A 21486-nucleotide genomic window follows, 5' to 3' on the forward strand; every position below is an offset into this window, starting at 1 on the left:
GCTCTGGCCCTGGCGCCGGCCCACCAGCGCCCCTGTCTGGCGGAACACGGGGCCCTCGCCACCACCGCCTGGGTGGCCGAGGAACCCGGCAGCGACCTGAGCCTGCTGCTGGAACGCCTCGGGGAGCGCTGGGGAGTGAAGCCGATGGCCTTTGCCAGCTCCCTCCGCTTTGATCACTGCCGCAGTGCCGCCCTGCGCGACTACGAGCGGGGCTACGTCAAGGAAGGGGTGGGGGCTGGCGGTCTCGCCCTGCTCTGGGAGCTGAGCGGCCGCTCCACCGGGGCGCTGGCTGCCGCCTGTGATCAGGCCATGGAGCGGATGCGGGAGGGCTCCTGATCGCCTCCTAGGGTCCAGCCATGCAGGCCGATCCCCGCCCCCTCAGCTGCTCCATGAGCCGCCGCAGGCTGCTGCAGCTCTCCGCCCTGGCAGGCCTGGGCCTGCTGGGGGGCTGCAGCAGGGGTTCAGCGGTGCAGCTGGTCTACGGGCGCGGAGAGTTGCCCGCTGCCTGGGCGAAGCGCCTGCCCGATCCCTGGCGGGCCATGCCCGTGGATGACCCCGCAGCGGTGCTGTCGGCCCGCTCTGCTGCCCTGGTCCAGCTGGGGGACGGCTGGCTGGATGCGAGCGAGGCCACGGCCTGGCAGCCGTTCGTGTCGGCGGCCTCCCCTGCAGCCGCTGAGCTGTGGGAGGGGCTGGCGCCCGAGGCCCAGCCGCTCACTCGCCTGTTTCGCCCTGAGCCGGCCCCGGCCCTCGCCTATCCCTGGGCCTTCGGCACCTGGTTGCTGGTGCTGCGCAACCGCCGTGACCTGGTGGCCCGGGCGGCCGAGGGCTGGTCACTGCTGCTGGATCCCAGCCTGCGGGGAGAGCTGCTGCTGCCTTCCTCACCCCGGCTGGTGATGGATCTGGGCCTGCGCCAGCTGGGGTTGCCTCCGGGCGATCCCGCCAGCTTCGGGGACCCCCGCCTGGGCGCTCAGCTCAGCCGTCTGCGCGGCCAGGCCGCCGCCTTCGACGACAGCGATGGCCTCAACCTGTTGCTCTCCGGCCGGGTGGAGGCCGCCGTGCTCCCCAGCCAGAGGGTCCTGCCGCTGCTGCGCAGCGACACCCGCCTGACCGCCCTGCTGCCCGCCAGCGGGTCAGCTCTCTGGTGGAACCTGCTGCTGCGCCCGTCCCAGACCCGGGACGTCCCGCCGCTGAGATGGTTGCTGGAGGCCCGCGAGAAGCCCCTGCTCAGCCGCCTGCTGGCAGCCGGCTGGGTGCCGCCTCTGCGCCGGGAGCTCCTGGCTGAGGCCCTCTCCAGCTGGCCACCGGCGGTGGCCGCCCTGCTCTATCCGCCGCCAGCCGTGCTGGCGCGCTGCACCTCCCTGCCGCCGCTGGCGGAGGACCAGCGTCGCCAGCTGCAGTCGCTCTGGGACCGGAGCGGCTCCTCCCTGCCCTAGCCCCAGAGCCGGCGCCGTGGGGCCGCCGCCAGGCGCCGATGGGTGTCAGCCAGCAGGACGGGGATCTCCAGCCCATGGGGACAGCGGGGCAGACAGGCGGCGCAGGATCGACAGGCACGGGCATCGAGCGCTTCCCACCAGTGGCCAGCCCTGCCGATCAGGTTGTAACGCTCCCGGGCGAAGGTCTCCATTCCATGGCCCAGGGCCAGATTGCGCAGCCGCAGCAGCTCGGGGATCGGTACGCCGCTCGGACAGGGCAGGCAGGCCCGGCACTGGCCGCAGCGCTCGGCGCCCAGGCGGGCACGGCCGCTGGCCTCCAGGCGTCCGAGGGCAAGGAGTTCCTGGTTGTCCAGGGGGCCGGCAGCGGCCCTGAGCTGTGCGGCGAGTTCCAGATCCTGCCGTCGTTCGGCCCCGAGAGTGAGGCTGCTGATTCCCTGGGCCAGCAGGAACCGGTAGGCCAGCCGCAGGGGCTCCAGGGGTGCGCAGTCGGCGGTCAGTTGCGCCGGTGGGTCGTAGAGGCGACCGCCCTTGTCAGCCGGTGAAATGGCCAGGACTCCCAGCCCCCCGGCCAGGGCCCGCCGGGCCAGCGGCAGCCTCTCCTGATCGAAGAGATGGAGGTGAAGACTGCAGAAGCTGAACCGCCCGCTGGCCAGGGCCTGCTCGATCAGGGGAGTGGAACCATGGCTGCTGAAACCAACCTGACCAACGAGCCCCTGTGCCAGGGCCCACTCCAGCAGCCTGGCCCCTGCCCCATGAAGGGCCCAGTCCAGGTGCTCGGGCCTGTTGAGTCCATGCACCGCGAGGTTGTCGAGGCGGCCTGTCCCCAGCCGCTCGAGACTCGCGAGCAGCTGGGTCTGGCCGATCTCGAGGGAGGCACCGGGAAGGATCTTGCTGGTGAGCACCAGATCGGCGCGGTCCCGGGGGCGGCGGGCACCGATCCGGGCCAGGGCCTGACCCAGGTAGGCCTCGGCTGGACCGTAGGAGGGGGCCGTCTCGACGTGGTTGATGCCCGCATCCAGTGCGGCCTCGAGCACCTCCAGCATCTGCTCGGGGCTGCCGAGGGCCCGCATCGTCCCCAGGCTGAACAGGGAGACCTCGGGGCCCGTGCCGAACGGGCGACGCTCGGACGCCCCAACGACCTCAGGCGTTGCTGGAGGAGGGGGCTGGTGGTTCATCCATCGGTCCGTTGGCGGGACTGTCGCCCGCATCATCCGGGCCTGACTCGTCGTCACCGCCCTCAGGGCTGTCCTGACGCTGGGCCCTGCCGAGGTTGCGGATCAGCTCGGCGGGGCTCACCTGGTCGAGAAAGCGGCGGAAATCGGCTTTCTCCTCGGCATCGGCTTCGGAATCCACAGGGATCGAGGCATCGGCCACCACCTCCTCCAGCATCCAGATGCCGCTGCCGGTGCGCAGAGCCAGGGCGATGGCATCGCTGGGCCGGCAGTCGAGTTCGCTGGCCTCGCCATCGGAATCAGTGAGCTTGAGCACGGCCCGGAAGGTGGCGTCCTCGATCGAGTGGATGATCACCTTCTCGAGGCTGACTCCTCCCACCGCCATCAGGGCGGCCATCAGGTCGTGGCTGAGGGGGCGGGGCGGGGTCGTTCCACCCAGGCCCGCAAGGATGTTCTGGGCCTGGGCCTGGTCGATCCAGATCGGCACCTGGCGGCGTCCGGAGGGATCCCGGAGCAGCACGATCGGGCTGCGGCTGGCCGCATCCAGGGCGATTCCGGCAACGCGCATCTCCACCATGGTCCTGAAGCGCTGGCCCTTTATCCGATTATGGCCAGCAGCGCCGCAGCCCTCCATGTTTACCGGTCTGGTTCAGGCGGTGGGCCGTCTGCGGCGCCATGTCCACGGCGTCACCGTCGAGGGACTGAGCGGCCTGGATCCCCTGGCCCTCGGCGACAGCGTGGCGGTTGATGGGGTCTGCCTCACGGTCAGTGCGCTGATGGCGGATGCCTTCCGCGCCGATGTCAGTGAGGAGACGCTGCGGCGCAGCACCCTGGCCGCCAAGGCCGAAGCCGGTGCGGCCGTGAATCTCGAGCCGGCGCTGCGGCTTTCGGATCGTCTGGGGGGGCACCTGGTCAGCGGCCACGTCGATGGCCTTGGTGAGGTGCTGGCGGTGGCTCAGGAGGCGGGCTCCTGGCGGCTGGAACTGGCCTGGGAGGATCCCGCCTATGGCCGCTATGTCTGCGACAAGGCCAGTGTGGCCGTTGACGGCATCAGCCTCACGGTGGCGGGCAGCAGCCCGGCCGGGGACCGCTTCTGGATCGCCGTGATCCCCCACACCTGGGTGAGCACCACGCTGCTGGAGCGGAAGGTGGGCGATCGGGTCAACCTGGAGGCGGATCTGCTGGCGAAGTACACCGAACGTCTGCTGCAGCAGGAGCCGTCCCCTCGGGTGTCAGGTCCCCGGCTCGATCGGGCCTGGCTGGCGGAGCACGGCTGGGGCTGAAGTGTCGCCGTAATCTGATCGCCCCAGCCCCTGAATGGCCCACCATGACGTCGCCGCTTCCGCCTCTGCGTCCTCTCGAGCGGCACCAGGTGGCTGCTCTTCGCACCTTCACCATCGCCGAAGGCGTGCTGATGCTGGTGCTGGGGGTTCTGGCGCTGGTGTTCCCGGTGGTGGCCTCCTTCTGGATCACGGCGATGGTGGCCCTGGCCTTCCTGGTGGGGGGGCTTGTGGGCTGGATCGACAACCTGGTCAGGGCCCGTCAGCTCAGCCGTCGTCACACCTTCTGGCGCCTGGTGGTCTCGACTCTGTTCCTGGTGACCGGCGGCTGGATGATCTCCCAGTTCCGCGGCGGTCCGCTGCAGGTGGCCGATCAGGTGGCGGCCCTGTCGCTGGCCGTGGGGGTGGTGTTTCTTGTGGAAGGTCTGGTGGCGGCACTGGTGGCGATCAGCCACCGGGGTGCGCCCGGCTGGGCCTGGGGATTGCTCAACGGCCTGGTCACCCTGGTGCTGGGGATTCTGATCCTCTCGATGAAACTGGCGGGGCAGCTCTCGGTGCTGGGGATCCTGGTGGGGGTGAGCTTCCTGTTCAGCGGTGTCGACCTGCTCGCCTTCGGCGCCAGCTTCCATCCCGATGAGGACTGAAGGCGAGTCCGGCAGCCGCCACGCGTGTCAGGGATGCGGCGCCGACGGAGGAGCGCTGGCTGGAGAGGCATCGGACTCACCGCCGCCCGTCTCCGGTTCGCCTGAACCGCTGCTGTCTTCGACGGGCAGAAGCCAGATCGAGCCTGTTTCGTGGTGGATCTGGATGTGGAACTCCTGGCCGGGCTCCAGACCCATGCGCCGTGTGTAGGCATGGCCGATGAGCAGGTTGCCGTTGCCATGCACGCGGGTGCGGAACTCAGCCTGGCGCCCCTTGCTCACTCCGGAGCTGGTCGCGGCTCCTCCAAGCTTGTAGCCCTTGGCTTCCACCAGAGCCCTGTAGAAACTCTTTTTCAGCAGCCGCCCCCCCGGGCTCACATAGCCGCAGCCCCGGGCGATTTCATCTTCCGAGCAATTGCTCAGGGAGCGTGCCTTGTCAAGCAACTCCTTGCCCTGGAGCATGGTTCTGCCGAGCGAGGGCATGACATTCGACATGGTTGTGACAGTCCTGTCCACGATTCTGGCCATGAGGATGCAGATTCGGCAAGGCTCCTCTGTTCAGAGCAGGTAGAGAATCCCGTAGAGAATCAACCAGATTCCATCGACGAAGTGCCAGTAGAGCTCGGCGGCTTCGACCCCGAAGTGATGATCGGCGGTGAATCGCCCAGGGGTGCGGGCCTGCCACCAGACGATCAGGATCATCAGAGCCCCCAGCGTCACGTGCAGCCCGTGGAATCCCGTCAGCGCATAGAAGGTGCTGGCGTAGAGATTGTCGGTGAGCCCGAAGGGCAGGGAGAAGTACTCCACCATCTGGCCACCCAGGAAGGCCAGGCCCAGGCCGGCGGTGATCAGCAGCCAGAGGCGGCAGGCCCCGAGCTGATCCTGGCGCAGCTCCCTGGCGGCGCGATGAAAGGTGAAGCTGCTCAGCACCAGCAGCACGGTGTTGATCGTGGGCAGGATCAGCTCCAGCTCGTAGACCGCACCTGCCGGAAGGGGATTCACGGCCCTGAAGGTCAGGTAGGCGGCGAAGAAGCCGGCAAAGGTCATGCCGTCGGCCACCAGGAAGGTGGCCAGGCCGAACATGCGGTGATCGGGATGGCCCTCCTCGGCCGCAGCGTGGGGCACGAGCGCCGATCCCTCGGACAGAGGCGGGGCGAGGGTGTCGGAGGGGGATTGATCCGAGCTGGGGGAGAAAGCTGTCATGGCGGCTCCTGGCGATGAAGGAGGAAATCAGGGACGGCTGGGAATGGGGCTGGCCCGGCAGTCATCGCGACGGCCGGAGCTGTCCCCGGTCATTGACCGCTGGACCAGATCTCGCGGCCGGTGGCCGCCCCGAGATCGATCCGGCCAGGAGGAACTCCGTAGCCATAGGGGTGGGTCACCAGGGGAGCTTCACCGGCCCAGTTCTCCACCGGCGGCGGAGAGGTGGTGAGCCACTCCGGCGTGAGGGCGTTCCAGGGGTTGTCTCCGGCGACACGCCCCGAAAAGGCACTCCAGAACACATTGATCAGGAAGGGCAGGGTGCTGAGCGCCATCAGCAGGGCACCGACGCTGCTGATCTGATTCACCAGAGTGAACTGGGGGTCATATTCGGCCACCCGGCGGGGCATGCCATTGAGACCAAGCCAGTGCTGGGGGGCGAAGCAGAGGTTGAAGCCGATGAAGGTGATGAGGAAGTGGAACCTGCCGAGATCCTCATTCAACATCCGGCCGGTGAATTTAGGGAACCAGTGGTAGATCGAGCCGAAGATGACGAAGACGGTGCCGCCGTAGACCACGTAGTGGAAATGGCCTACCACAAAATAGGTATCGTGAACGTGGATGTCGAAGGGGACCTGGGCAAGGGCCACTCCGGTGATGCCCCCGAAGACAAAGTGGACGATGAAGGCACAGGAAAACAGCATGGCGCTGTTCAGGGCAATCTTTCCCCCCCAGAGCGTGGCCAGCCAGTTGAAGAACTTGATGCCGGTGGGTACCGCAATGAAGGCCGTGGCGATCGTGAAGAACAGGCGCATCCAGGGGGGTGTGGCGCTGGTGAACATGTGGTGGGCCCAGACGATCAAACCCAGAAAAACAATGCCCAGAATCGAATACACCATGGTGGTGTAGCCGAACAGAGGTTTGCGGGCATGCACCGGCAGGATCTCGCTCACCAGGCCGAAGGCCGGCAAGACCATGATGTAAACGGCTGGGTGTGAGTAAAACCAGAACAAGTGCTGATACACCACCGCGTTGCCGCCAAGGGCAGGGTTGAAGAAGCCGGTGTGGGCAATGATGTCGAAGCTGAGCAGCACCAGCGTGCCCGCCAGCACAGGGGTCGAGAGCACCACCAGGATGCTGGTGCCCAGCATCGCCCAGCAGTACATCGGCAGCTGCATCATCTTGAGGCCCGGCCGACGCATCTTCAGAATCGTGGCGATGAAATTGATGCCACCGAAGATGGAACTGCCCCCGAGGAGCAGCACACTCAGAATCCAGACCACCTGACCCGCCGCCGGCGTGGTCAGGCTCAACGGTGGGTAGGCCGTCCAGCCGGACTGAGCGGCACCGGCGATGAAGTAACTGGCGATCAGCAGGAATCCGGCCGGAGGGATCAGCCAGAAGGCCACGGCATTGAGCCGTGGAAAAGCCATGTCACGGGCACCGACATAAAACGGAATCAGGTAGTTCCCGAAGGCTCCGTTCACCACCGGCACGATCCAGAGAAAGATCATCACGGTGCCATGGAGGGTCAGCACCTCGTTGTAGACCTCCCGGCTGAGGAAATCCGAGATCGGGCTCACCAGCTCAGCCCGGATCATTCCAGCCAGCGCTCCGCCGACCAGATAGAAGAAAAAGCCGGCCACCATGTACTGCAGGCCGATCACCTTGTGATCAAGACTGAAGCTGAGGTAACGGAGCCAACCCTGGGGCTGAAGCCCAGGCGGCGACGAACTGGTCTGCGGCGGGAGGGTGATGGTCATGGTGGCGAGCGGCGTGGCGGTGGGTGACGGGTCAGAAGCAGGATTTCCGGACGCTGACGCTGGGGGCTCTCACGGTCCCGCCCAGCGAGCGATGCGGCTCCGATCAGCCTGTGGAGCTGGCGCTGGGGGCTGTGGCCACGGTGGCGGTGTTGTTCTTCTCGAACCAGGTGGCGAACTCATCGGGTTCATGCACCACGACAGTCGAGCGCATGCCGCCGTGATATGGGCCGCAGAGCTCGGCGCAGATGATCGGATAGCTGCCGGCCCTGGTCGGAGTGAAGGTCAGCAGGGTGGGCTGTCCGGGGATGACGTCCTGCTTGAGTCGAAATTCAGGCACCCAGAAGGCATGGATCACATCCCGTGCCTCCATGCGCAGCTCAACCGGCTGGCCCTTCTGAACATGCAGCTCTCCGCTGGTGATGTCCCCCTGGGGGTAGTGGAAGAGGAAGGCGAACTGGAGTGCGGTGACTTCCACGGGGAGAGGGGCACCGGCTGAGGCCTGGGCGGACCCGATCCCACCCCAGATCCGAGCGGATGGCTCGGGAGGAGTGCCCAGCACCGAGGCCTGGATCACGGCATTGCCGCTGCCGTCGGTCTCTTGCGACGTGATCATCGAGCCATGCATGGCGTGGGGGTCGCTGAGGGGAACCATTCCGCCCATGCGGTCATAGATGTCGTAGCTGTAGATGCCGACGAACAGCACGACAACCGCCGGAATGGCGGTCCAGAAGATTTCCAGCTGCAGATTTCCTTCCACAGCCACTCCGTCGCCGGATTCACCTTCACGGCGGCGAAAACGGATCAGACTGAACACCAGCAGGCCAAAAATACCGATGAAAAGGATGCTGCCAATGCTGAAGAGAACCTTGAAGAGTTGGTCGTAGATCGGAGCATTCAGGCTTGCCGCCACCGGCAGCAGCTCGACATTCTGGCCAATCCAGAGGCCACTGAGCACAAGGGCCATTCCCACGACGAGGCTGAGAACGGCAGACGGGATCGGCACGACTGGCACAAAGCTCTCTCCACCATATGGGGATCGCCGGCACAGCGCTCGCAGTCGCCCGCAAGCTCTCGGTGTGCTGCGAAAGCCTGTGCGGAACTCAGCACATGATGGCGAGTCGTTGCGGATGGGCCCTGCCCGGACACGTGCGTGCTTCCCCACAACCGAACAGCAACACCGACCGTGATCGCTAGCTTTCCCCCATGCAATCCGCCCGCCTCACCACTCTCCTGACCTCCCATCTGGTGGTGGCCCTGATCGCGCTGGTGGGCATCGGCGGCGCCACCAGGGTCATGGAAGCCGGGCTGGCCTGCCCCGACTGGCCCCTCTGCTACGGCACCTTTCTGCCGGGTCGACAGATGAATCTCCAGGTGTTTCTGGAGTGGTTCCACCGGCTGGATGCCTTCCTCGTCGGTCTGGCGCTGCTGGCCCTTCAGCTGGCGGTGCTCCGGCGCCCCCCCGGCCGCCGTCCGCTCTGGCTGATCGCTGCCAGCGCCGCCGCCCTTGTCCTGGTCGCCGTTCAGGGGTTGCTCGGTGCCCTGACGGTCACCCAGCTGCTCCGGTTCGACGTGGTCACGGCCCACCTCTTCACCGCCCTGGTGCTGGTGGCCCTGGTGAGCGCCATCCACCAAGGGCTGGTCGAACCCGAACGACAGCCGATCACCACCACATCCCCTCCGGCTGTTTCTCCTCTGACGGGGCTGCGGCGCCACGGCTGGTGGCTGGCCAGCGCCGTCGCCGCCCTGGCGGTGCTCGTCCAGGCGGTGAGCGGTGCCCTGATGGCCACCCAGTGGGCCTCGGGACGCTGTCTGACGTCGGGGGTGGCCTGCAGCTGGCTGGCCTTGCATCGTCAGCTGGCCGCGCCCGTGGCCGCGGCGGTCGTGGTGCTGGCGGCTGCCCATCTCCTGGTGCGTGAGACATGGGGCCGTCAAGGTCCCTATGCCCTAGGGGCTCTGCTGTTGGTGGCCCTGCAGATCGCCCTCGGCGTGCTCACCCTGCGCCTCTCCCTCGCGGTGCCCCTGGTCACCGTGGCCCATCAGCTCACGGCGGCCCTTCTGGTGGCCGTGCTGAGTGCCCTGGCCATGCGCCATCGGCCGATCCCCGTTTCCGCAGCGATCGCCGTCGTCCAGCCCCAGACCCCCCGCCTCGAGTCCTGCCATGGTTAGCGCCACCAGCCTCAGCCCTCAGCTCAGCAGCCGCGACCAGGTGGTTCCTTCCCGCTCCAAGGTGAGGCTGCCCCCCTGGCTTGAAATCGCCAAACCCAGGCTCATTCCCCTGCTTCTGGCCACCACCCTCGGGGGTATGGCCCTCTCCGAAGGCTGGCCGATGACGGCGCCTCGCCTGGCCTGCACCCTCGGCGGTGGAGCCCTGGCCTCCGCGGCCGCCGGAGTGCTCAACTGCCTCTGGGAGCAGGAGCTCGATGGGCGCATGGTGCGCACCAGCGGCCGCGCCCTTCCCTCAGGTCGGTTGTCGGCCGGCAACGCCTTCGCTGTGGCGGTCTCGCTCACCTGCGCGGCTGCCCTGCTGCTGGTGAGCGGTGTGAACTGCCTCGCTGCCGCGCTTTCCCTGCTGGGCCTCTGCAGCTACGTGTTGCTCTACACAGCCCTGCTCAAGCCCCGCACCACCCAGAACATCGTCATCGGGGGCGTGGCCGGAGCGATCCCTCCCCTGGTGGGTGCCGCCGCGGCCACGGGCCATGTGGGCCTGGGCGGCTGGTGGCTGTTCGGCCTGGTGATGCTCTGGACTCCCGCCCATTTCTGGGCTCTGGCCCTGCTGCTCAAGGAGGACTACCGCTCGGTCGGTATTCCGATGCTGCCTGTGGTCAAAGGAACCGAGGTGACCGCCGAGGCGATCGGCCACTACGCCCGTGCCACCGTGCTGGTGAGCCTGCTGGGGGTGCTGGCACTGCCCACCGGCGGCTGGCTCTACGGCCTTCTCGTGATTCCCTTCAACGCCCGGCTTCTGCAGATGGCCCACACCCTGGGTCTCGCTCCCGATGAGGTGGCTCCGGCCCGGGGGCTGTTCCGCTGGTCGATCCTCTATCTCTTCGGCATCTGCCTGCTGCTGCTGCTGGCCAGGCTTCCCGGCGCCGAGATCTTCAGCCTTCAGACCGGCGAATTGCTGGCTGCGCTCAATCTCCCCTCCCCCGCTTTCTAGATTGCACGCTTCCATTGGCCGGGCCGGAGTGTCAGCAGCGCAGCCAGAAGCCATGATCCAGCTGGATCAGATCAGCAAGACCTACGGGTCTGTCATCGCCCTCGACGGCCTCAGCCTGCGTGTTCCGGCCGGCAGCCTCTATGGCCTGCTCGGACCCAACGGGGCCGGCAAGACCACGGCTCTGCGCATCCTCTGCACCCTGCTGGCTCCGGATTCCGGTGCCGTTCGCGTGGCTGGGCTCGATGCTCTGCAGCAGCCCCGCCAGGTGCGGGAGCGCCTGGGCTACGTGGCCCAGGACGTGGCCATTGACAAGATTCTCACCGGCCGGGAGTTGCTGCGCCTCCAGGGTGCCCTCTATCACCTGGCGCCGACCCACCTGCGCCAGCGGATCGAGGAACTGATCCAGCTTCTGGGCATGGGTGGATGGATCGACCGTCGCTGCGGCACCTATTCCGGAGGCATGCGTCGCCGCCTCGATCTCGCCAGCGGCCTGCTGCATCAGCCCTCGGTGCTGGTGCTGGACGAACCCACCGTGGGGCTCGACATCGAAAGCCGCGCCGTGATCTGGCAGGTGCTGAGGCAGCTGCGCGACGCCGGCACCACGGTCCTGCTCAGCAGCCATTATCTGGAGGAGATCGATGCTCTCGCCGACAGGCTGGCGATCCTCGACGGGGGCCGTATGATCGCCGAGGGAAGCCCCGGCGAGCTCAAACGCGCCCTTGGCGGTGATCGCGTCACCCTGAGGGTGCGCGAATTCAGTGATGAGTCGGAGTCGGCCCGGGTGCAGCAGGTGCTCCAGGGCTGCCCAGGTGTGCGCCAGGTGGTGGTGAACCGTGCCCAGGGCCATTCCCTCAACCTGGTGGTGGATGGGGAGGCCGTGATCGATCAGCTGCGCCATCAACTGAGCGAGGCTCAGCTGCCGGTGTTTTCCCTCTCCCAGAGCCGCCCCAGCCTCGACGACGTCTACCTCCAGGCCACCGGCCGTACGTTGATGGATGCCGAACTGGAGGTGGTCGGCAGCCGTGATCCCAAGGCCGAGCGCAAACAGGCCATGCGCTGATTCCCCTGTCGTGATGTCCCGCCCGATCCTCCGCCCGCCCGCTACTCCCGTCCCCCGGCCATGACCAGCGCCTCGCCCCTGACGCTCAACGCCGCACCGCCCGATCAGGTTCCGGCCCGGCGTTCCGCCTTCGCCGACCTCAGCCAGGAGACCCTGGCACTCACCCACCGGCTGTTCCTGCAGCTGGCCCGGCGCCCCTCCACACTGGTGGCCGGTGTGCTTCAGCCACTGATCTGGCTGGTGCTGTTCGGGGCGCTGTTCGCCAAGGCGCCGGAGGGCCTGTTGCCGGATGGCATGAGCTATGGACGCTTCCTGGGGGCGGGGGTGATCGTCTTCACCGCCTTCAGTGCGGCCCTCAACGCCGGCCTGCCGGTGATGTTCGATCGGGAATTCGGATTCCTCAACCGGCTGCTGGTGGCTCCCCTGCGCTCCCGCAGCTCGATCGTGCTGGCCTCGGTGCTCTACATCACCACCCTCAGCCTGATCCAGAGCCTGGCGATCATGGTCACGGCGGCCCTGCTGGGTTACGGCTGGCCGGGAGGTGCCGGTCTGCTGCTGGTGCTGGTGACCCTGCTGCTGCTGGTGTTCGCCGTGACCGCCCTCAGCCTGGGGCTGGCCTTCGCCTTGCCGGGGCACATCGAGTTGATCGCGGTGATCTTCGTGGCCAACCTTCCCCTGCTGTTCGCCAGTACCGCGCTGGCACCGATTTCCTTCATGCCCACCTGGCTGGGCTGGCTTGCGGCCCTGAATCCACTTACCTTCGCCATAGAACCCATCCGCGCTGCCTACGCCGGCAGCTTCTCCCTTCAGGCTGTTGTGCTGGAAGCTCCTTACGGGGATCTCACCGGCCTCACCTGCCTCGGACTGCTCGCCGCCCTCGCCCTCGGCCTCTTTCTCCTGATCCGGCCTCTGTTGGATCGCAAACTCAGTTGAGTCCCCCCGTGTCCACCACCCATCCCCCCCTTGCTGCTGACCCGATGTCCCATGGCAGCTCGAGGCTCTCGCCGCAGCATCTGCTCAAGGCACTGGAGCAGCGGGATGGAGCCCTGCTCGCCGCCCACTCCCTGCGCTGGGCCCACCGCCATGGGGTCGAAGCGCTGGAGAGCCTGATCCAGGGCCAGGCTCTCGATGAGACCGCCCGCCTGTGGTGGCGCGAACAATTGCTGCGTCCTACCCCGGAGGCCGTTGCCAACGAGGCTCGTTCTGGTTCCCAGCCTGCGGGGGCGGCCACGATCTCCGTTGCCACGGAGCCGTTGCTCACCGCTCCCGCGCCCGAGGACACTCTCCCCCTGCCGGCCGAGTGGCTGGTCCCTTCAGCCCTCGAGCAGCAGGCTCAGCCGGCCCCGGAGGCTGAACCTCAACTGGAGCCTCCGGCAGCCGTTGACGACGGAGAGTCAGGTCAGGTTGAAGACATGGACGTCGCTGCCGTTGAACCTGCTGCTTCTGAACTCGTCGGCATCGAAGCCGCAGCTCCCGAGCCGCCAGTCGTTTCGGCCACCGAGCCCCTGCCCCCCCTTGCGGAAGCGTTCGGTCCGATACCTGATCTCGAACCCCTGCCCAGCTTCAACGTGCAGGCCATTTTCGCGATGCAATCGGAGCTGGCGGAGAAGCCCCTGGCTCCCCCGATCGTTCCGCCGGTGATGGCCCCACCCCCGGAGCTGCAACTGGAGGCCTTCCCTCCTCTTGAGGCTCAATCCCAGCCTGAATCCTTGACACAACTCCAGCCGGAGACGCCAACCGAGGCCATCGCTGTTCCTGCTGATCCCGCTTCAGAGGAGACGGTTTCCGAGAAGCCGTCCGGACAACGGCGCAATCCCTTCTCCCGCCTGCGCGGACTGCTCAAGGACTGCGTCGAGGAGGTGGCCAGCACCTTCGGCAACGAGCAGGAGGAATCCCCACTCCAGTCCCACAGTCCCATGGAGCCTGGTTTTTCCAGAGACGGGACCCCTTGGCCGAGGGACGATCAGGCTGGTCCACAGGCCTTCACGCCTTCTGAGCCGTTGCTGGATGCCTTCCCTGCCCAGCCGCCGGCTCCGCGCGGCCCGATCGCGCCACCTCCCTTCGCGCTGCAGCAGCCGCCTCAGGCCTCCCGGCAGACACGTCGGGGGCGTGGCGAGTCGGGCAGCAGCGCAGGTCGTGGTGCTCGGACGAACCGGCCGGCGACCCCATCACCCGCACCCAGCCATCCCGCCCTCGACTCGCTGCGTTCCTGGCTTCCGGATTCGCTTGAGCAGGACGACCATCGTCAGGCCTCCTGAGGGTCTGTGGTCGTTGATTCGCGCCTGGTTCGAGGAGCCCTGCAGGGCCGTCTGATCGTCTCGGTCCAGGCTCCCCAGGGGTCGCCGATGCGTGATCCCTCGGTAATCGCCGCCATGGCGGAGGCCAGCCTGGCCCAGGGTGCGGTCGGGGTTCGCCTCGAGAGCCCCGAGCACATCGGGGCTGTGCGGCGGCGCTGCCCCGGGGCCCTCATCGTTGGCCTCTGGAAGCGGGTCTACCCCGACAGCTCCGTGTACATCACACCGGGCTGGGAGGAGGTGCGCGCTGTGTGGGCGGCAGGGGCCGACATCGTGGCGATCGATGCCACCTCCAGGGCCCGCCCGGGCGGGGAGGATCTGGCCAGTCTGATCAAGCGGGCTCAGCGTGATCTCGGGGCCCCGCTGATGGCTGATGTCGACAGCCTCGAGAACGGGCTGCGGGCGTCGGCTCTCGGCTGTCAGTGGGTGGGCACCACCCTGTTCGGGTACACCGAGGCCACAGCCGATCGGCGTCCCCCGGCCTGGGAGTTGCTGCCGCTGTTGCGCCAGCAGTTGCCTCCAGACGCCGCCCTGATCTGCGAAGGGGGAGTGTCCAGCGCAGATCAGGCGGTCAGAGCTCTGGAGGAGGGAGCGGACGCTGTGGTCGTTGGCACAGCCATCACGGGGGTGGATCTCCAGGTGGCCGCCTACGTGGGGCGGATGGCCGCCGACCTCTGACGGAGCGGCCCGAGGGGAGGGATCACATCATTCCGGGCATGCCCATGCCGCCCATGCCGCCCATCCCTCCCATGCCACCCATTCCTCCCATGCCATCCATGCCGGCACCGGCCGGGGCGGGTGGTTCCGGTTTGTCGGTGATCACCACTTCGGTGGTGATCAGCATGGCCGCGATCGAGACGGCGTCCTGCAGGGCCAGGCGCACAACCTTGGCGGCATCGAGGATGCCGACGGCCACCATGTCGTCGTAGGTGCCACTGACGGCGTTGTAGCCCTTGCCCAGGCGCTGGGCCTCGGCGACCACCACCGAGCCGTTGGCACCGGCATTGTTGGCGATCTGTCGGGCCGGTGCCGCCAGGGACCGCTGCACGATCTCAGCGCCGGTGCGCTCATCCCCGCTCAGGTCGGCGATCAACCCGTCGAGTCCCGTGGCCAGCTGCAGCAGCGTGAATCCGCCGCCCGCCACGATGCCCTCCTCCACCGCCGCACGGGTGGCATTGAGGGCGTCCTCAATGCGCAGCTTGCGGTTGCGCAGCTCGGTTTCGGTCGGGGCTCCCACCTTGATCACGGCTACGCCGCCGGCCAGCTTGGCCAGGCGCTCGTTCAGCTTTTCGCGGTCGTACTCGGAGTCGGTGGCGTCCAGCTCTCGGCGGATCGAGGCGACGCGGTCGGCCACGGCGGCGCTGTGATCCTCGGTGCCCACGATGGTCGTGGTGTCCTTGCTGATCGTGATCCTGCGCATGCGGCCGAGATCACCCAGAGCCACTTTCTCAAGGGTCATGGCCCGGTCTTCGCTGATCAGGGTGGCGCCGGTGAGGATGGCGATGTCCTCGAGCATGGCCTTGCGGCGGTCACCGAAGCCGGGCGCGCGCACGGCCGCCACCTGGAGTACCCCCCGGTTCTTGTTGACCACCAGGGTGGCGAGCGCCTCGCCGGAGACCTCCTCCGCCAGGATCACCAGGGGTGAGCCGGCCCGGGCGACGGCCTCCAGAACCGGAACCAGATCGTTGAGGCTGCTGATCTTGCGATCGGTCACCAGCAGCAGGGCGTTGTCGTACTCGCACACCTGGCGGTCGCCATCGGTGACGAAGTAGGGGGAGGAGTAGCCACGATCGAAGGCCATGCCCTCGGTGACCTCCAGCTCGGTGGAGAGGGAGCGGGATTCCTCCACGGTGATCACCCCGTCGGTGCTCACCGTGTCCATGGCCTCGGCCACCATCCGGCCCACTTCCTCATCACCTCCGGAACTCACCGTGGCCACCTGACGGATGGCGTCGCCGGCAACGGGCTGGGCCAGGGAGGCGATGCTCTTCACCACCCGTGCCGCCGCCTTCTCCATGCCGCGGCGCAGCCCCACAGGGTTGGCGCCGGCGGCCACGTTGCGCAGTCCCTCGTGCACCAGTGCCTGGGCGAGCACCGTGGCGGTGGTGGTGCCGTCGCCGGCCTGGTCCTTGGTCTTGGAGGCCACCTGCTGGATCAGCCGGGCCCCCACATTCTCGAAGGGATCCTCCAGGCTGATTTCCTTGGCGATCGTCACCCCGTCATTGACGATGTCGGGGGCTCCGAAGGACTTCTCCAGCACCACGTTGCGGCCCTTCGGTCCGATCGTGACCCGTACGGCATCCGCCAGGGCATTCACCCCACGCTCGAGCGATCCCCTGGAGGCGTCGGAAAAACTGATCAGCTTGGCCATCGGTCGTGCAGGAGGTGGTGAAGGTCTGACGCCGGGGTGGGACGACCTCCCGGGCGGAAAAGGGTACGGCCGCCGCACCCAATGGAATTCAGCGTCCCACAGCGGCCGGGACCCAGTCTGGGGCTGGCTGGTGGGGAAAGCCGAATCGCTTGCCCACCCGGGCGCTGCGGCAGGCCGCATCTGCCGATAAGGTCCAGTCATGGAGGAGAACCTGCGTGCCAGCCTCTCGGCCTCGGTGGCCGATGCGCTCACCGATCCCGCGATCGACTCGGTTTCGGGAGCCAGCCTGATGGTCTTCCTGGTCATCGCCGGCCTGGGACTGGCCATGGCCCTCGTCTATGTGCCCCTGCGCCTGTTCCTGACGATCACGGCCCGCAGTCGGCGTCTGAGGCTGCTGCAGCGCATCCGCCGCCTGAGGGAGGAGCTGGGGCAGCCGATCCAGTCGTGATCGGGCCTCAGCGCATCACCAGGCCGCCATCCACCTGCAGCACCTGGCCGGTCATGTAGGCGGCGGCGGGATCGGCGGCCAGAAAGCGCACCACACCGGCCACGTCCTCGGGCTGACCCAGCCGGCCCAGGGGAATGGCCGCCTGGATCCGCTCGACGTCCAGATCCTTGGTCATGTCGGAGGCGATGAAACCCGGGGCCACGGCGTTGACGGTGACTCCTCGGCTGGCCAGCTCGGCGGCGGTGCTGCGGGTGAAGCCGATCACACCGGCCTTGGCGGCGCTGTAGTTGGCCTGGCCGGGGTTTCCCATCAGCCCCACCACCGACGTGATGTTGATGATCCGGCCGCTGCGGGCCTTGAGCATCGTGCGGCAGACAGCACGGCTGCAGAGGAAGACGCCGGTCAGGTTGAGGTCGATCACGCTCTGCCAGTCCGAGGTCTTCATGCGCATCAGCAGCCCGTCACGGGTGATGCCGGCGTTGTTCACAAGCACGTCGAGCCGGCCGCTGCGCTCCAGCACCTGCTTGACCATCGCCTCCACCTCCGTTTCCTGGGAGACGTCGGCGCGGTGACTCCAGGCCAGGCCGCCGGTGGCGGTGATGGCCTCCACCACCGCTTCGGCAGCGTCAGCGGACGCGGCATAGTTCACGACCACCTCGGCTCCGCTGGCGGCCAGGTCCAGGGCGATGGCCCGGCCGATGCCGCGGCTGGCTCCGGTGACCAGAGCCACCTGGCCCGTGAGTGGGGCAACAGCGGATCCGGTCATCGGCGGGGCGGCGAGGAGAGGGCGATCGTATGCGCCCCCCTGGCCACGTTCAGTTGGCCACCTCAGTTGGTCATCGCTTCGACTCCCTCCAGCGCGGGGCCCAGCAGCTGGGCGAAGCGTTGCAGTTCCTCCTTGCTGCCCATCACCACCAGCAACTGGCCCGGCATCAACCGCACATCGCCATTGGGGTTGGCGATCAGTTTCGGGGGAAGGGGAGCACTGGTGATCCCGCGGTACACGGACGGGTTGTTCGCCTTCGGGGCGGGCATACGCACCGCCAGCACAAGGGCACCGGTGCGCCGGCGCAGTTCCAGCTCGGCCAGGGTGCGGCCGTTGAGATCCCCGAGCAGCTGGCCGTTGCTGCTGATCTGAAACTCCTCCACCTCGCACTCCGATCCGGCCAGCAGGTCCATGAACTGCACCGCCAGGGGACGCAGGGCCGTGGCAGCCATGCTGCGCCCGCCGGCCACATAGGGACTCACCACCTGATCGGCGCCGGCCAGCCGGAGCTTTCGTGCCGCCTCGTCGCTGTCGGAGCGGGCGATCAGGCGGCAGCGGGGCGCGATGCCACGGGCGCTGAGCACCACGTAGAGATTGGCGGCGTTGCTGGGCAGGGCGGCCACCAGGCTGCGGCAGTGGTGGATCCCCGCTTCCATCAGGGTCTCATCGAGGGTGGCATCGGCCTGAAGCACCGGCAGGCCATGTTCCTCCGCAGCTTCCTTGCGGCCCTGGTCCATCTCGACCACCAGCAGCGGCACCCCCTCGGCGGTGATCTGGTCGGCGATCTCCCGGCCGATCCGGCCATAGCCGCAGAGAATCACGTGATCATGCATCGTGAGAAGCCAGCGGCGGAAGCGGAGTTCGCGCATCCGGCGGAAGTAGCCGGAATCGGTGAGCCCGAGCAGCCCCTGGATGGTCATCTGGACCACCACCAACCCCCCCGCGATCGAGAGGGTGGTGACCACACGGCCGGCCCCGGAGAGGGGCTGGGTGGTGCCGTCGCTCCAGCCCAGGGTGGTGAGGATCACCAGCACCATCCAGTAGCAGTCGCCCCAGTCCCAGCCCTCGGTGAACCGGTAGCCCGCCGCCGAAAAATTCACCAGGGCGATCAGGGCGATCAGGGGGGATCGCCAGGGCTGCCGGATCCTGGTGGAGGGAGGCCTGGGGCGTCGACGCCTGGGGGGTGGAGGCATCCGAGGCGCCGGGGTTGAAGAGGGGACGCTCAGCCCAGTCCAAGGGCCTGCAGGACGTCAGCAACATCGAGCTCGTGCAGGGACGTTGCCTCACCGAGTCCTTGTACACCAGGGCGGGAGGGCAGGCTGTCGCCACTGCGACCCAGGGCCACCAGGGGAGTGCCGGTCAGGAGGGCCAGTTCGGTCGTGATCGGATCGCGGCTGAGCACCACGTCGGCGGCGGCCACCTGGGCGGCTCGCTCCAGAGGGCTGCCATCACCGCGGGCCTGCTGCACGCGCAGCTGGGGCAGGCGGGCCCGGATCGCCTCCGGCAGCTCCTGCCAGCGCTGGGCCGGCCAGTCAGGTTCCGCCGCGGTGGGCTGGGGGTCAGGGGCCAGCAGAAGCAGGGGGCCATCACCTGCCGGTGCAGCGGCCAGCGCCTTCTCCAACGCGGATTTGGGCAGGCTGAGACGGAAGCCGGCCGCATCGAGGGGCACGCCGATCGGGCGCAGCCAGGCCTCGAGGGTCTGGTTGGGCCAACCCGGCTGGCGGCTGACGGTGCTGGTGGCGGAGAAGCCCCCGGTCGCGATCCGGGTGGGGATGTGGCCGAGGGACAGCATCAGATCGATCGGCCAGCCACTGCCCAGGTTCAGGCAGACCTGGAAATCGGGTTCGCGAACGCCCCCCAGCAGGTTGGCCCAGTCGGCCAGGCTCACCCCCTGATCGAAGCCATAGCCGAGAACTTTCTCCACCGCCGGCACCAGCCTCCAGGCCGCGGCCACCCCGGGGGGGCAGGCCACCTGAATCTGGGCATGGAGATGGCTGGCGACGGCGGCCACCGCCGGAACGGCCTGCAGCTGAGTTGCCATGCCGCCCGGGATCAGTACAAGAACACGCATCGGAGCGGTGGCTGGAAGGCGGCGGGCGGCCTGATTGTATGAATCTGGTCAGGTTTGTCCGCTGCGAGGGAGTCCCTTGTGCATTTGCTGATTGCCGCCGCCGGCAGTGGCCGCCGGATGGGTGCCGAGCGGAACAAGCTGCTGCTGCCTGTGGCGGGGCGCCCTGTCCTGGCCTGGACCCTGGAGGCGGCCCTCGCCACGCCGGAGATCAGCTGGATCGGGGTGGTGGGCCAGAGCCGGGATCAGGCGGAGGTGGAGGCCCTGGTGGCCGCCGCGGCGCCCGATCGTCCCGTGCATTGGATCCTGGGCGGTGACACCCGCCAGGAGTCGGTGCGCCTCGGCCTGGCGGCCCTGCCGCCGGAGGCTGAAGCGCTTCTCATCCACGACGGAGCCCGCTGCCTCGTGGAGCCGGATCTGATCAGCCGCTGCGCCGCCGCGGCCGCCCGGGGGGAGGCCGTGATCGCCGCGGTGCCGGTGTCGGACACGATCAAGCGGGTGGCGGCCGACGGCACCATCGAGGACACCCCCGACCGCCAGGTGCTCTGGGCGGCCCAGACTCCGCAGGGCTTCCCTCTGGCCCAGCTGCGCCGCGGCCATGCCACGGCAGCGGCCGAGGGTTGGAGTGTCACCGACGACGCCTCGCTGTTCGAGCGTCTGGGCTGGCCGGTGCGGGTGATCGAGGCCTCAGCCTCAAACATCAAGCTCACCACCCCGTTTGATCTCACCATCGCCGAGGCGGTGCTGGCTGCCCGCGGCGGTGGTTCCTAGAGCAGCAGGTTCAACTCGCCGCATTCCCCATCCAGGCGGCAGGGCACCCCCAGGGGCAGGGCGCCGTTGCCGGGATCATGGCCCACGGGCAGCCCCGCGAGGACGGGGATGCCGAGGTCGGCGGTGCGTTCGCGCAGCACATGCTCGAGGCTGAAGCGTTCACCTGCCGAGACCAGGGCTTCGTCGGGTTCCTCACAGCCCTGGAAGCTGCCGAAGCCGATCCCGGCCAGCTGCTGCAGCGCGCCACAGAGGCGCCAATGGGTGAGCATGCGCTCGATCCGGTACGGGGCTTCGCCCACGTCTTCCAGGATCAGCACTGCCCCCCGGAGATCGGGCAGGTGCTTCGTTCCCAGCAGATGGGTGGCCACGGTGAGATTGGCCACCAGCAGCGGACCTTCGGCCTGCCCGCCCCGCCATGGGATTCCCTGCAGCGCCCCCGGGGCTTCGCCGAAGAGCAGCCGGCGCAGCCGCTCCTGGCTCCAGGGCGGCTCGGCCGCCAGGGTGGTGACCATCGGGCCATGGACCGCTCCCCGCAGGCCACGGGCCTGCTGGGCCAGCAGCAGGGAGGTCACGTCGGAGAACCCCAGCAGCCAGCCCTCAGGCAGGGGCAGCGGCTGCTCCAGCAGGCGTGCTGCACCCCAGCCGCCGCGTACGCAGGCCAGCAGCCCGGCCGGCTCGACTGGAGCGGTCCGTTCGCCGGTGCCGGCCTCTCCACCCGGCAGCAGGTCGGCCAGCCGTTCATGATCCCGCCCCGCCAGGTAACCCCAGCGCCGCTCAGGAGTGAAGGGGAGCTCCACGTTCAGTCCCCAGCCCTCCAGCACGGCGATGCCCGCCTCCAGCCGCTGGCGCTCCGCCAGAGCGGAGCTGGCTGCCACCAGCCTCACCCGGTCCCCCGGCCGCAGGGGGGCTGGCAACCAGACGCTCATGCCCCGCGCCCCAGTACCAGGGCCAGGAGCAGCAGGGAGCCAAGCTGCACCTGGCGGCTGAAGTGCTCCCCGTAGCGGGAGCGCGGCGGCTGCCCCCGCAGGCGCCAGGCTTCCCGCTGCATGCCCGCCGCCGCCA

Annotated in this window: 22 protein-coding genes and 1 pseudogene; 12 read left to right on the forward strand and 11 right to left on the reverse strand. The window is 68.2% G+C overall.

What is annotated here, in order from left to right:
* Positions 1–336: pseudogene (locus tag VB734_RS12020) on the forward strand (NaMN--DMB phosphoribosyltransferase); the annotation flags it as partial.
* A 20-nt stretch (positions 337–356) separates the two neighbouring features.
* Entirely contained in the window at positions 357–1433 is a 1077-nt protein-coding gene (locus tag VB734_RS12025) for a hypothetical protein (RefSeq protein ID WP_323243368.1), read from the forward strand.
* Here VB734_RS12025 and VB734_RS12030 read toward each other — a convergent pair.
* Both VB734_RS12030 and VB734_RS12035 read right to left on the reverse strand, forming a co-directional pair.
* Positions 1430–2608 carry an aldo/keto reductase gene (locus VB734_RS12030; protein WP_322782577.1) on the reverse strand — a complete coding sequence of 393 codons (1179 nt, stop codon included), beginning with the start codon at positions 2606–2608 and terminating at the stop codon, positions 1430–1432. The genes VB734_RS12025 and VB734_RS12030 overlap by 4 nt on opposite strands.
* Positions 2574–3182, reverse strand: a complete 609-nt coding sequence (locus VB734_RS12035) for a bifunctional nuclease family protein (RefSeq protein WP_322782578.1) — start codon at positions 3180–3182, stop codon at positions 2574–2576. The genes VB734_RS12030 and VB734_RS12035 overlap by 35 nt, the downstream gene beginning before the upstream one ends.
* Before the next feature lie 55 nt (positions 3183–3237).
* On the opposite strand from VB734_RS12035, the gene VB734_RS12040 reads away from it, so the two are divergent.
* Together VB734_RS12040 and VB734_RS12045 are read left to right on the forward strand one after the other, a co-directional pair.
* Positions 3238–3888 (forward strand): riboflavin synthase, encoded by a 651-nt coding sequence (locus tag VB734_RS12040; RefSeq protein WP_197165454.1) that lies wholly within the window; start codon positions 3238–3240, stop codon positions 3886–3888.
* Between the two features lie 44 nt (positions 3889–3932).
* The gene (locus VB734_RS12045; protein WP_197165452.1) at positions 3933–4529 is read left to right on the forward strand and encodes an HdeD family acid-resistance protein; all 597 of its coding nucleotides are present in this window, start codon (positions 3933–3935) and stop codon (positions 4527–4529) included.
* Positions 4530–4556: 27 nt separating this feature from the next.
* Here VB734_RS12045 and VB734_RS12050 read toward each other — a convergent pair whose 3' ends face one another.
* From VB734_RS12050 to VB734_RS12065, 4 genes are all read right to left on the reverse strand, one after another.
* Positions 4557–4988 carry an AbrB family transcriptional regulator gene (locus VB734_RS12050; protein ID WP_322782653.1) on the reverse strand — a complete coding sequence of 144 codons (432 nt, stop codon included), beginning with the start codon at positions 4986–4988 and terminating at the stop codon, positions 4557–4559.
* 96 nt (positions 4989–5084) lie between these two features.
* On the reverse strand, positions 5085–5609 hold the full coding sequence (locus VB734_RS12055; RefSeq protein ID WP_231595032.1) for a cytochrome c oxidase subunit 3: 525 nt from the start codon (positions 5607–5609) through the stop codon (positions 5085–5087).
* Between the two features lie 209 nt (positions 5610–5818).
* Entirely contained in the window at positions 5819–7489 is a 1671-nt protein-coding gene (gene ctaD / locus VB734_RS12060; protein WP_197165450.1) for a cytochrome c oxidase subunit I, read from the reverse strand.
* 103 nt (positions 7490–7592) lie between these two features.
* On the reverse strand, positions 7593–8492 hold the full coding sequence (locus tag VB734_RS12065) for a cytochrome c oxidase subunit II (RefSeq protein WP_197165448.1): 900 nt from the start codon (positions 8490–8492) through the stop codon (positions 7593–7595).
* 200 nt (positions 8493–8692) lie between these two features.
* Here VB734_RS12065 and VB734_RS12070 point away from each other — a divergent pair, with 200 nt between their 5' ends.
* Genes VB734_RS12070 through VB734_RS12095 form a run of 6 tightly spaced genes read left to right on the forward strand, consistent with a single transcriptional unit; the run spans position 8693 to position 14678 of the window.
* On the forward strand, positions 8693–9655 hold the full coding sequence (locus VB734_RS12070) for a COX15/CtaA family protein (RefSeq protein ID WP_197165446.1): 963 nt from the start codon (positions 8693–8695) through the stop codon (positions 9653–9655).
* Positions 9648–10646, forward strand: coding sequence for a heme o synthase (locus VB734_RS12075; protein ID WP_197165444.1), 999 nt, complete (start codon positions 9648–9650; stop codon positions 10644–10646). The genes VB734_RS12070 and VB734_RS12075 overlap by 8 nt, the downstream gene beginning before the upstream one ends.
* A 52-nt stretch (positions 10647–10698) precedes the next feature.
* A complete protein-coding gene (locus VB734_RS12080; protein WP_197165442.1) occupies positions 10699–11706 on the forward strand; it encodes an ATP-binding cassette domain-containing protein in 1008 nt (335 codons plus the stop codon).
* A gap of 60 nt (positions 11707–11766) precedes the next feature.
* Positions 11767–12639 carry an ABC transporter permease gene (locus VB734_RS12085; protein ID WP_197165440.1) on the forward strand — a complete coding sequence of 291 codons (873 nt, stop codon included), beginning with the start codon at positions 11767–11769 and terminating at the stop codon, positions 12637–12639.
* Positions 12640–12647: 8 nt separating this feature from the next.
* The gene (locus VB734_RS12090) at positions 12648–13964 is read left to right on the forward strand and encodes a hypothetical protein (RefSeq protein WP_322782579.1); all 1317 of its coding nucleotides are present in this window, start codon (positions 12648–12650) and stop codon (positions 13962–13964) included.
* 6 nt (positions 13965–13970) lie between these two features.
* Positions 13971–14678, forward strand: a complete 708-nt coding sequence (locus VB734_RS12095; RefSeq protein ID WP_197165438.1) for an N-acetylmannosamine-6-phosphate 2-epimerase — start codon at positions 13971–13973, stop codon at positions 14676–14678.
* Between the two features lie 22 nt (positions 14679–14700).
* Here the strand turns inward: VB734_RS12095 and groL are convergent, their stop codons facing one another.
* The gene (groL, locus tag VB734_RS12100; protein ID WP_197165437.1) at positions 14701–16371 is read right to left on the reverse strand and encodes a chaperonin GroEL; all 1671 of its coding nucleotides are present in this window, start codon (positions 16369–16371) and stop codon (positions 14701–14703) included.
* Positions 16372–16570: 199 nt separating this feature from the next.
* On the opposite strand from groL, the gene VB734_RS12105 reads away from it, so the two are divergent.
* Positions 16571–16819 (forward strand): hypothetical protein, encoded by a 249-nt coding sequence (locus VB734_RS12105; RefSeq protein ID WP_197167591.1) that lies wholly within the window; start codon positions 16571–16573, stop codon positions 16817–16819.
* Positions 16820–16826: 7 nt separating this feature from the next.
* Here the strand turns inward: VB734_RS12105 and fabG are convergent, their stop codons facing one another.
* The 3 genes from fabG to VB734_RS12120 all read right to left on the reverse strand — a co-directional run bounded on the left by fabG (position 16827) and on the right by VB734_RS12120 (position 19656).
* Entirely contained in the window at positions 16827–17585 is a 759-nt protein-coding gene (fabG, locus tag VB734_RS12110; protein WP_197165436.1) for a 3-oxoacyl-[acyl-carrier-protein] reductase, read from the reverse strand.
* 62 nt (positions 17586–17647) lie between these two features.
* Entirely contained in the window at positions 17648–18778 is a 1131-nt protein-coding gene (locus VB734_RS12115; protein ID WP_197165435.1) for a potassium channel family protein, read from the reverse strand.
* Between the two features lie 29 nt (positions 18779–18807).
* On the reverse strand, positions 18808–19656 hold the full coding sequence (locus VB734_RS12120) for a glycosyltransferase family 9 protein (protein ID WP_197165434.1): 849 nt from the start codon (positions 19654–19656) through the stop codon (positions 18808–18810).
* Positions 19657–19734: 78 nt separating this feature from the next.
* On the opposite strand from VB734_RS12120, the gene ispD reads away from it, so the two are divergent.
* On the forward strand, positions 19735–20424 hold the full coding sequence (gene ispD / locus VB734_RS12125; protein WP_197165433.1) for a 2-C-methyl-D-erythritol 4-phosphate cytidylyltransferase: 690 nt from the start codon (positions 19735–19737) through the stop codon (positions 20422–20424).
* Here the strand turns inward: ispD and VB734_RS12130 are convergent.
* Complete coding sequence (locus VB734_RS12130; protein ID WP_197165432.1) at positions 20421–21350, reverse strand: S66 peptidase family protein; 930 nt, start codon at positions 21348–21350, stop codon at positions 20421–20423. The two genes, ispD and VB734_RS12130, sit on opposite strands and share 4 nt — an antisense overlap.
* Positions 21351–21486: the final 136 nt, after the last annotated feature.

The sequence above is a fragment of the Synechococcus sp. BA-124 BA4 genome (assembly GCF_034931165.1).

What these genes read in the sequence shown, in the direction of transcription:
- VB734_RS12030 (WP_322782577.1), bottom strand. Translation starts at nt 2,608, where the DNA reads ATGAACCACCAGCCCCCTCCTCCAGCAACGCCTGAGGTCGTTGGGGCG.
- groL (WP_197165437.1), bottom strand. Translation starts at nt 16,371, where the DNA reads ATGGCCAAGCTGATCAGTTTTTCCGACGCCTCCAGGGGATCGCTCGAG.
- VB734_RS12070 (WP_197165446.1), top strand. Translation starts at nt 8,693, where the DNA reads ATGCAATCCGCCCGCCTCACCACTCTCCTGACCTCCCATCTGGTGGTG.
- VB734_RS12025 (WP_323243368.1), top strand. Translation starts at nt 357, where the DNA reads ATGCAGGCCGATCCCCGCCCCCTCAGCTGCTCCATGAGCCGCCGCAGG.
- VB734_RS12115 (WP_197165435.1), bottom strand. Translation starts at nt 18,778, where the DNA reads ATGCCTCCACCCCCCAGGCGTCGACGCCCCAGGCCTCCCTCCACCAGG.
- VB734_RS12045 (WP_197165452.1), top strand. Translation starts at nt 3,933, where the DNA reads ATGACGTCGCCGCTTCCGCCTCTGCGTCCTCTCGAGCGGCACCAGGTG.
- VB734_RS12040 (WP_197165454.1), top strand. Translation starts at nt 3,238, where the DNA reads ATGTTTACCGGTCTGGTTCAGGCGGTGGGCCGTCTGCGGCGCCATGTC.
- VB734_RS12085 (WP_197165440.1), top strand. Translation starts at nt 11,767, where the DNA reads ATGACCAGCGCCTCGCCCCTGACGCTCAACGCCGCACCGCCCGATCAG.
- fabG (WP_197165436.1), bottom strand. Translation starts at nt 17,585, where the DNA reads ATGACCGGATCCGCTGTTGCCCCACTCACGGGCCAGGTGGCTCTGGTC.
- VB734_RS12050 (WP_322782653.1), bottom strand. Translation starts at nt 4,988, where the DNA reads ATGCTCCAGGGCAAGGAGTTGCTTGACAAGGCACGCTCCCTGAGCAAT.
- VB734_RS12075 (WP_197165444.1), top strand. Translation starts at nt 9,648, where the DNA reads ATGGTTAGCGCCACCAGCCTCAGCCCTCAGCTCAGCAGCCGCGACCAG.
- VB734_RS12055 (WP_231595032.1), bottom strand. Translation starts at nt 5,609, where the DNA reads ATGTTCGGCCTGGCCACCTTCCTGGTGGCCGACGGCATGACCTTTGCC.
- VB734_RS12035 (WP_322782578.1), bottom strand. Translation starts at nt 3,182, where the DNA reads ATGGTGGAGATGCGCGTTGCCGGAATCGCCCTGGATGCGGCCAGCCGC.
- ctaD (WP_197165450.1), bottom strand. Translation starts at nt 7,489, where the DNA reads ATGACCATCACCCTCCCGCCGCAGACCAGTTCGTCGCCGCCTGGGCTT.
- VB734_RS12105 (WP_197167591.1), top strand. Translation starts at nt 16,571, where the DNA reads ATGGAGGAGAACCTGCGTGCCAGCCTCTCGGCCTCGGTGGCCGATGCG.
- VB734_RS12120 (WP_197165434.1), bottom strand. Translation starts at nt 19,656, where the DNA reads ATGCGTGTTCTTGTACTGATCCCGGGCGGCATGGCAACTCAGCTGCAG.
- VB734_RS12080 (WP_197165442.1), top strand. Translation starts at nt 10,699, where the DNA reads ATGATCCAGCTGGATCAGATCAGCAAGACCTACGGGTCTGTCATCGCC.
- VB734_RS12130 (WP_197165432.1), bottom strand. Translation starts at nt 21,350, where the DNA reads ATGAGCGTCTGGTTGCCAGCCCCCCTGCGGCCGGGGGACCGGGTGAGG.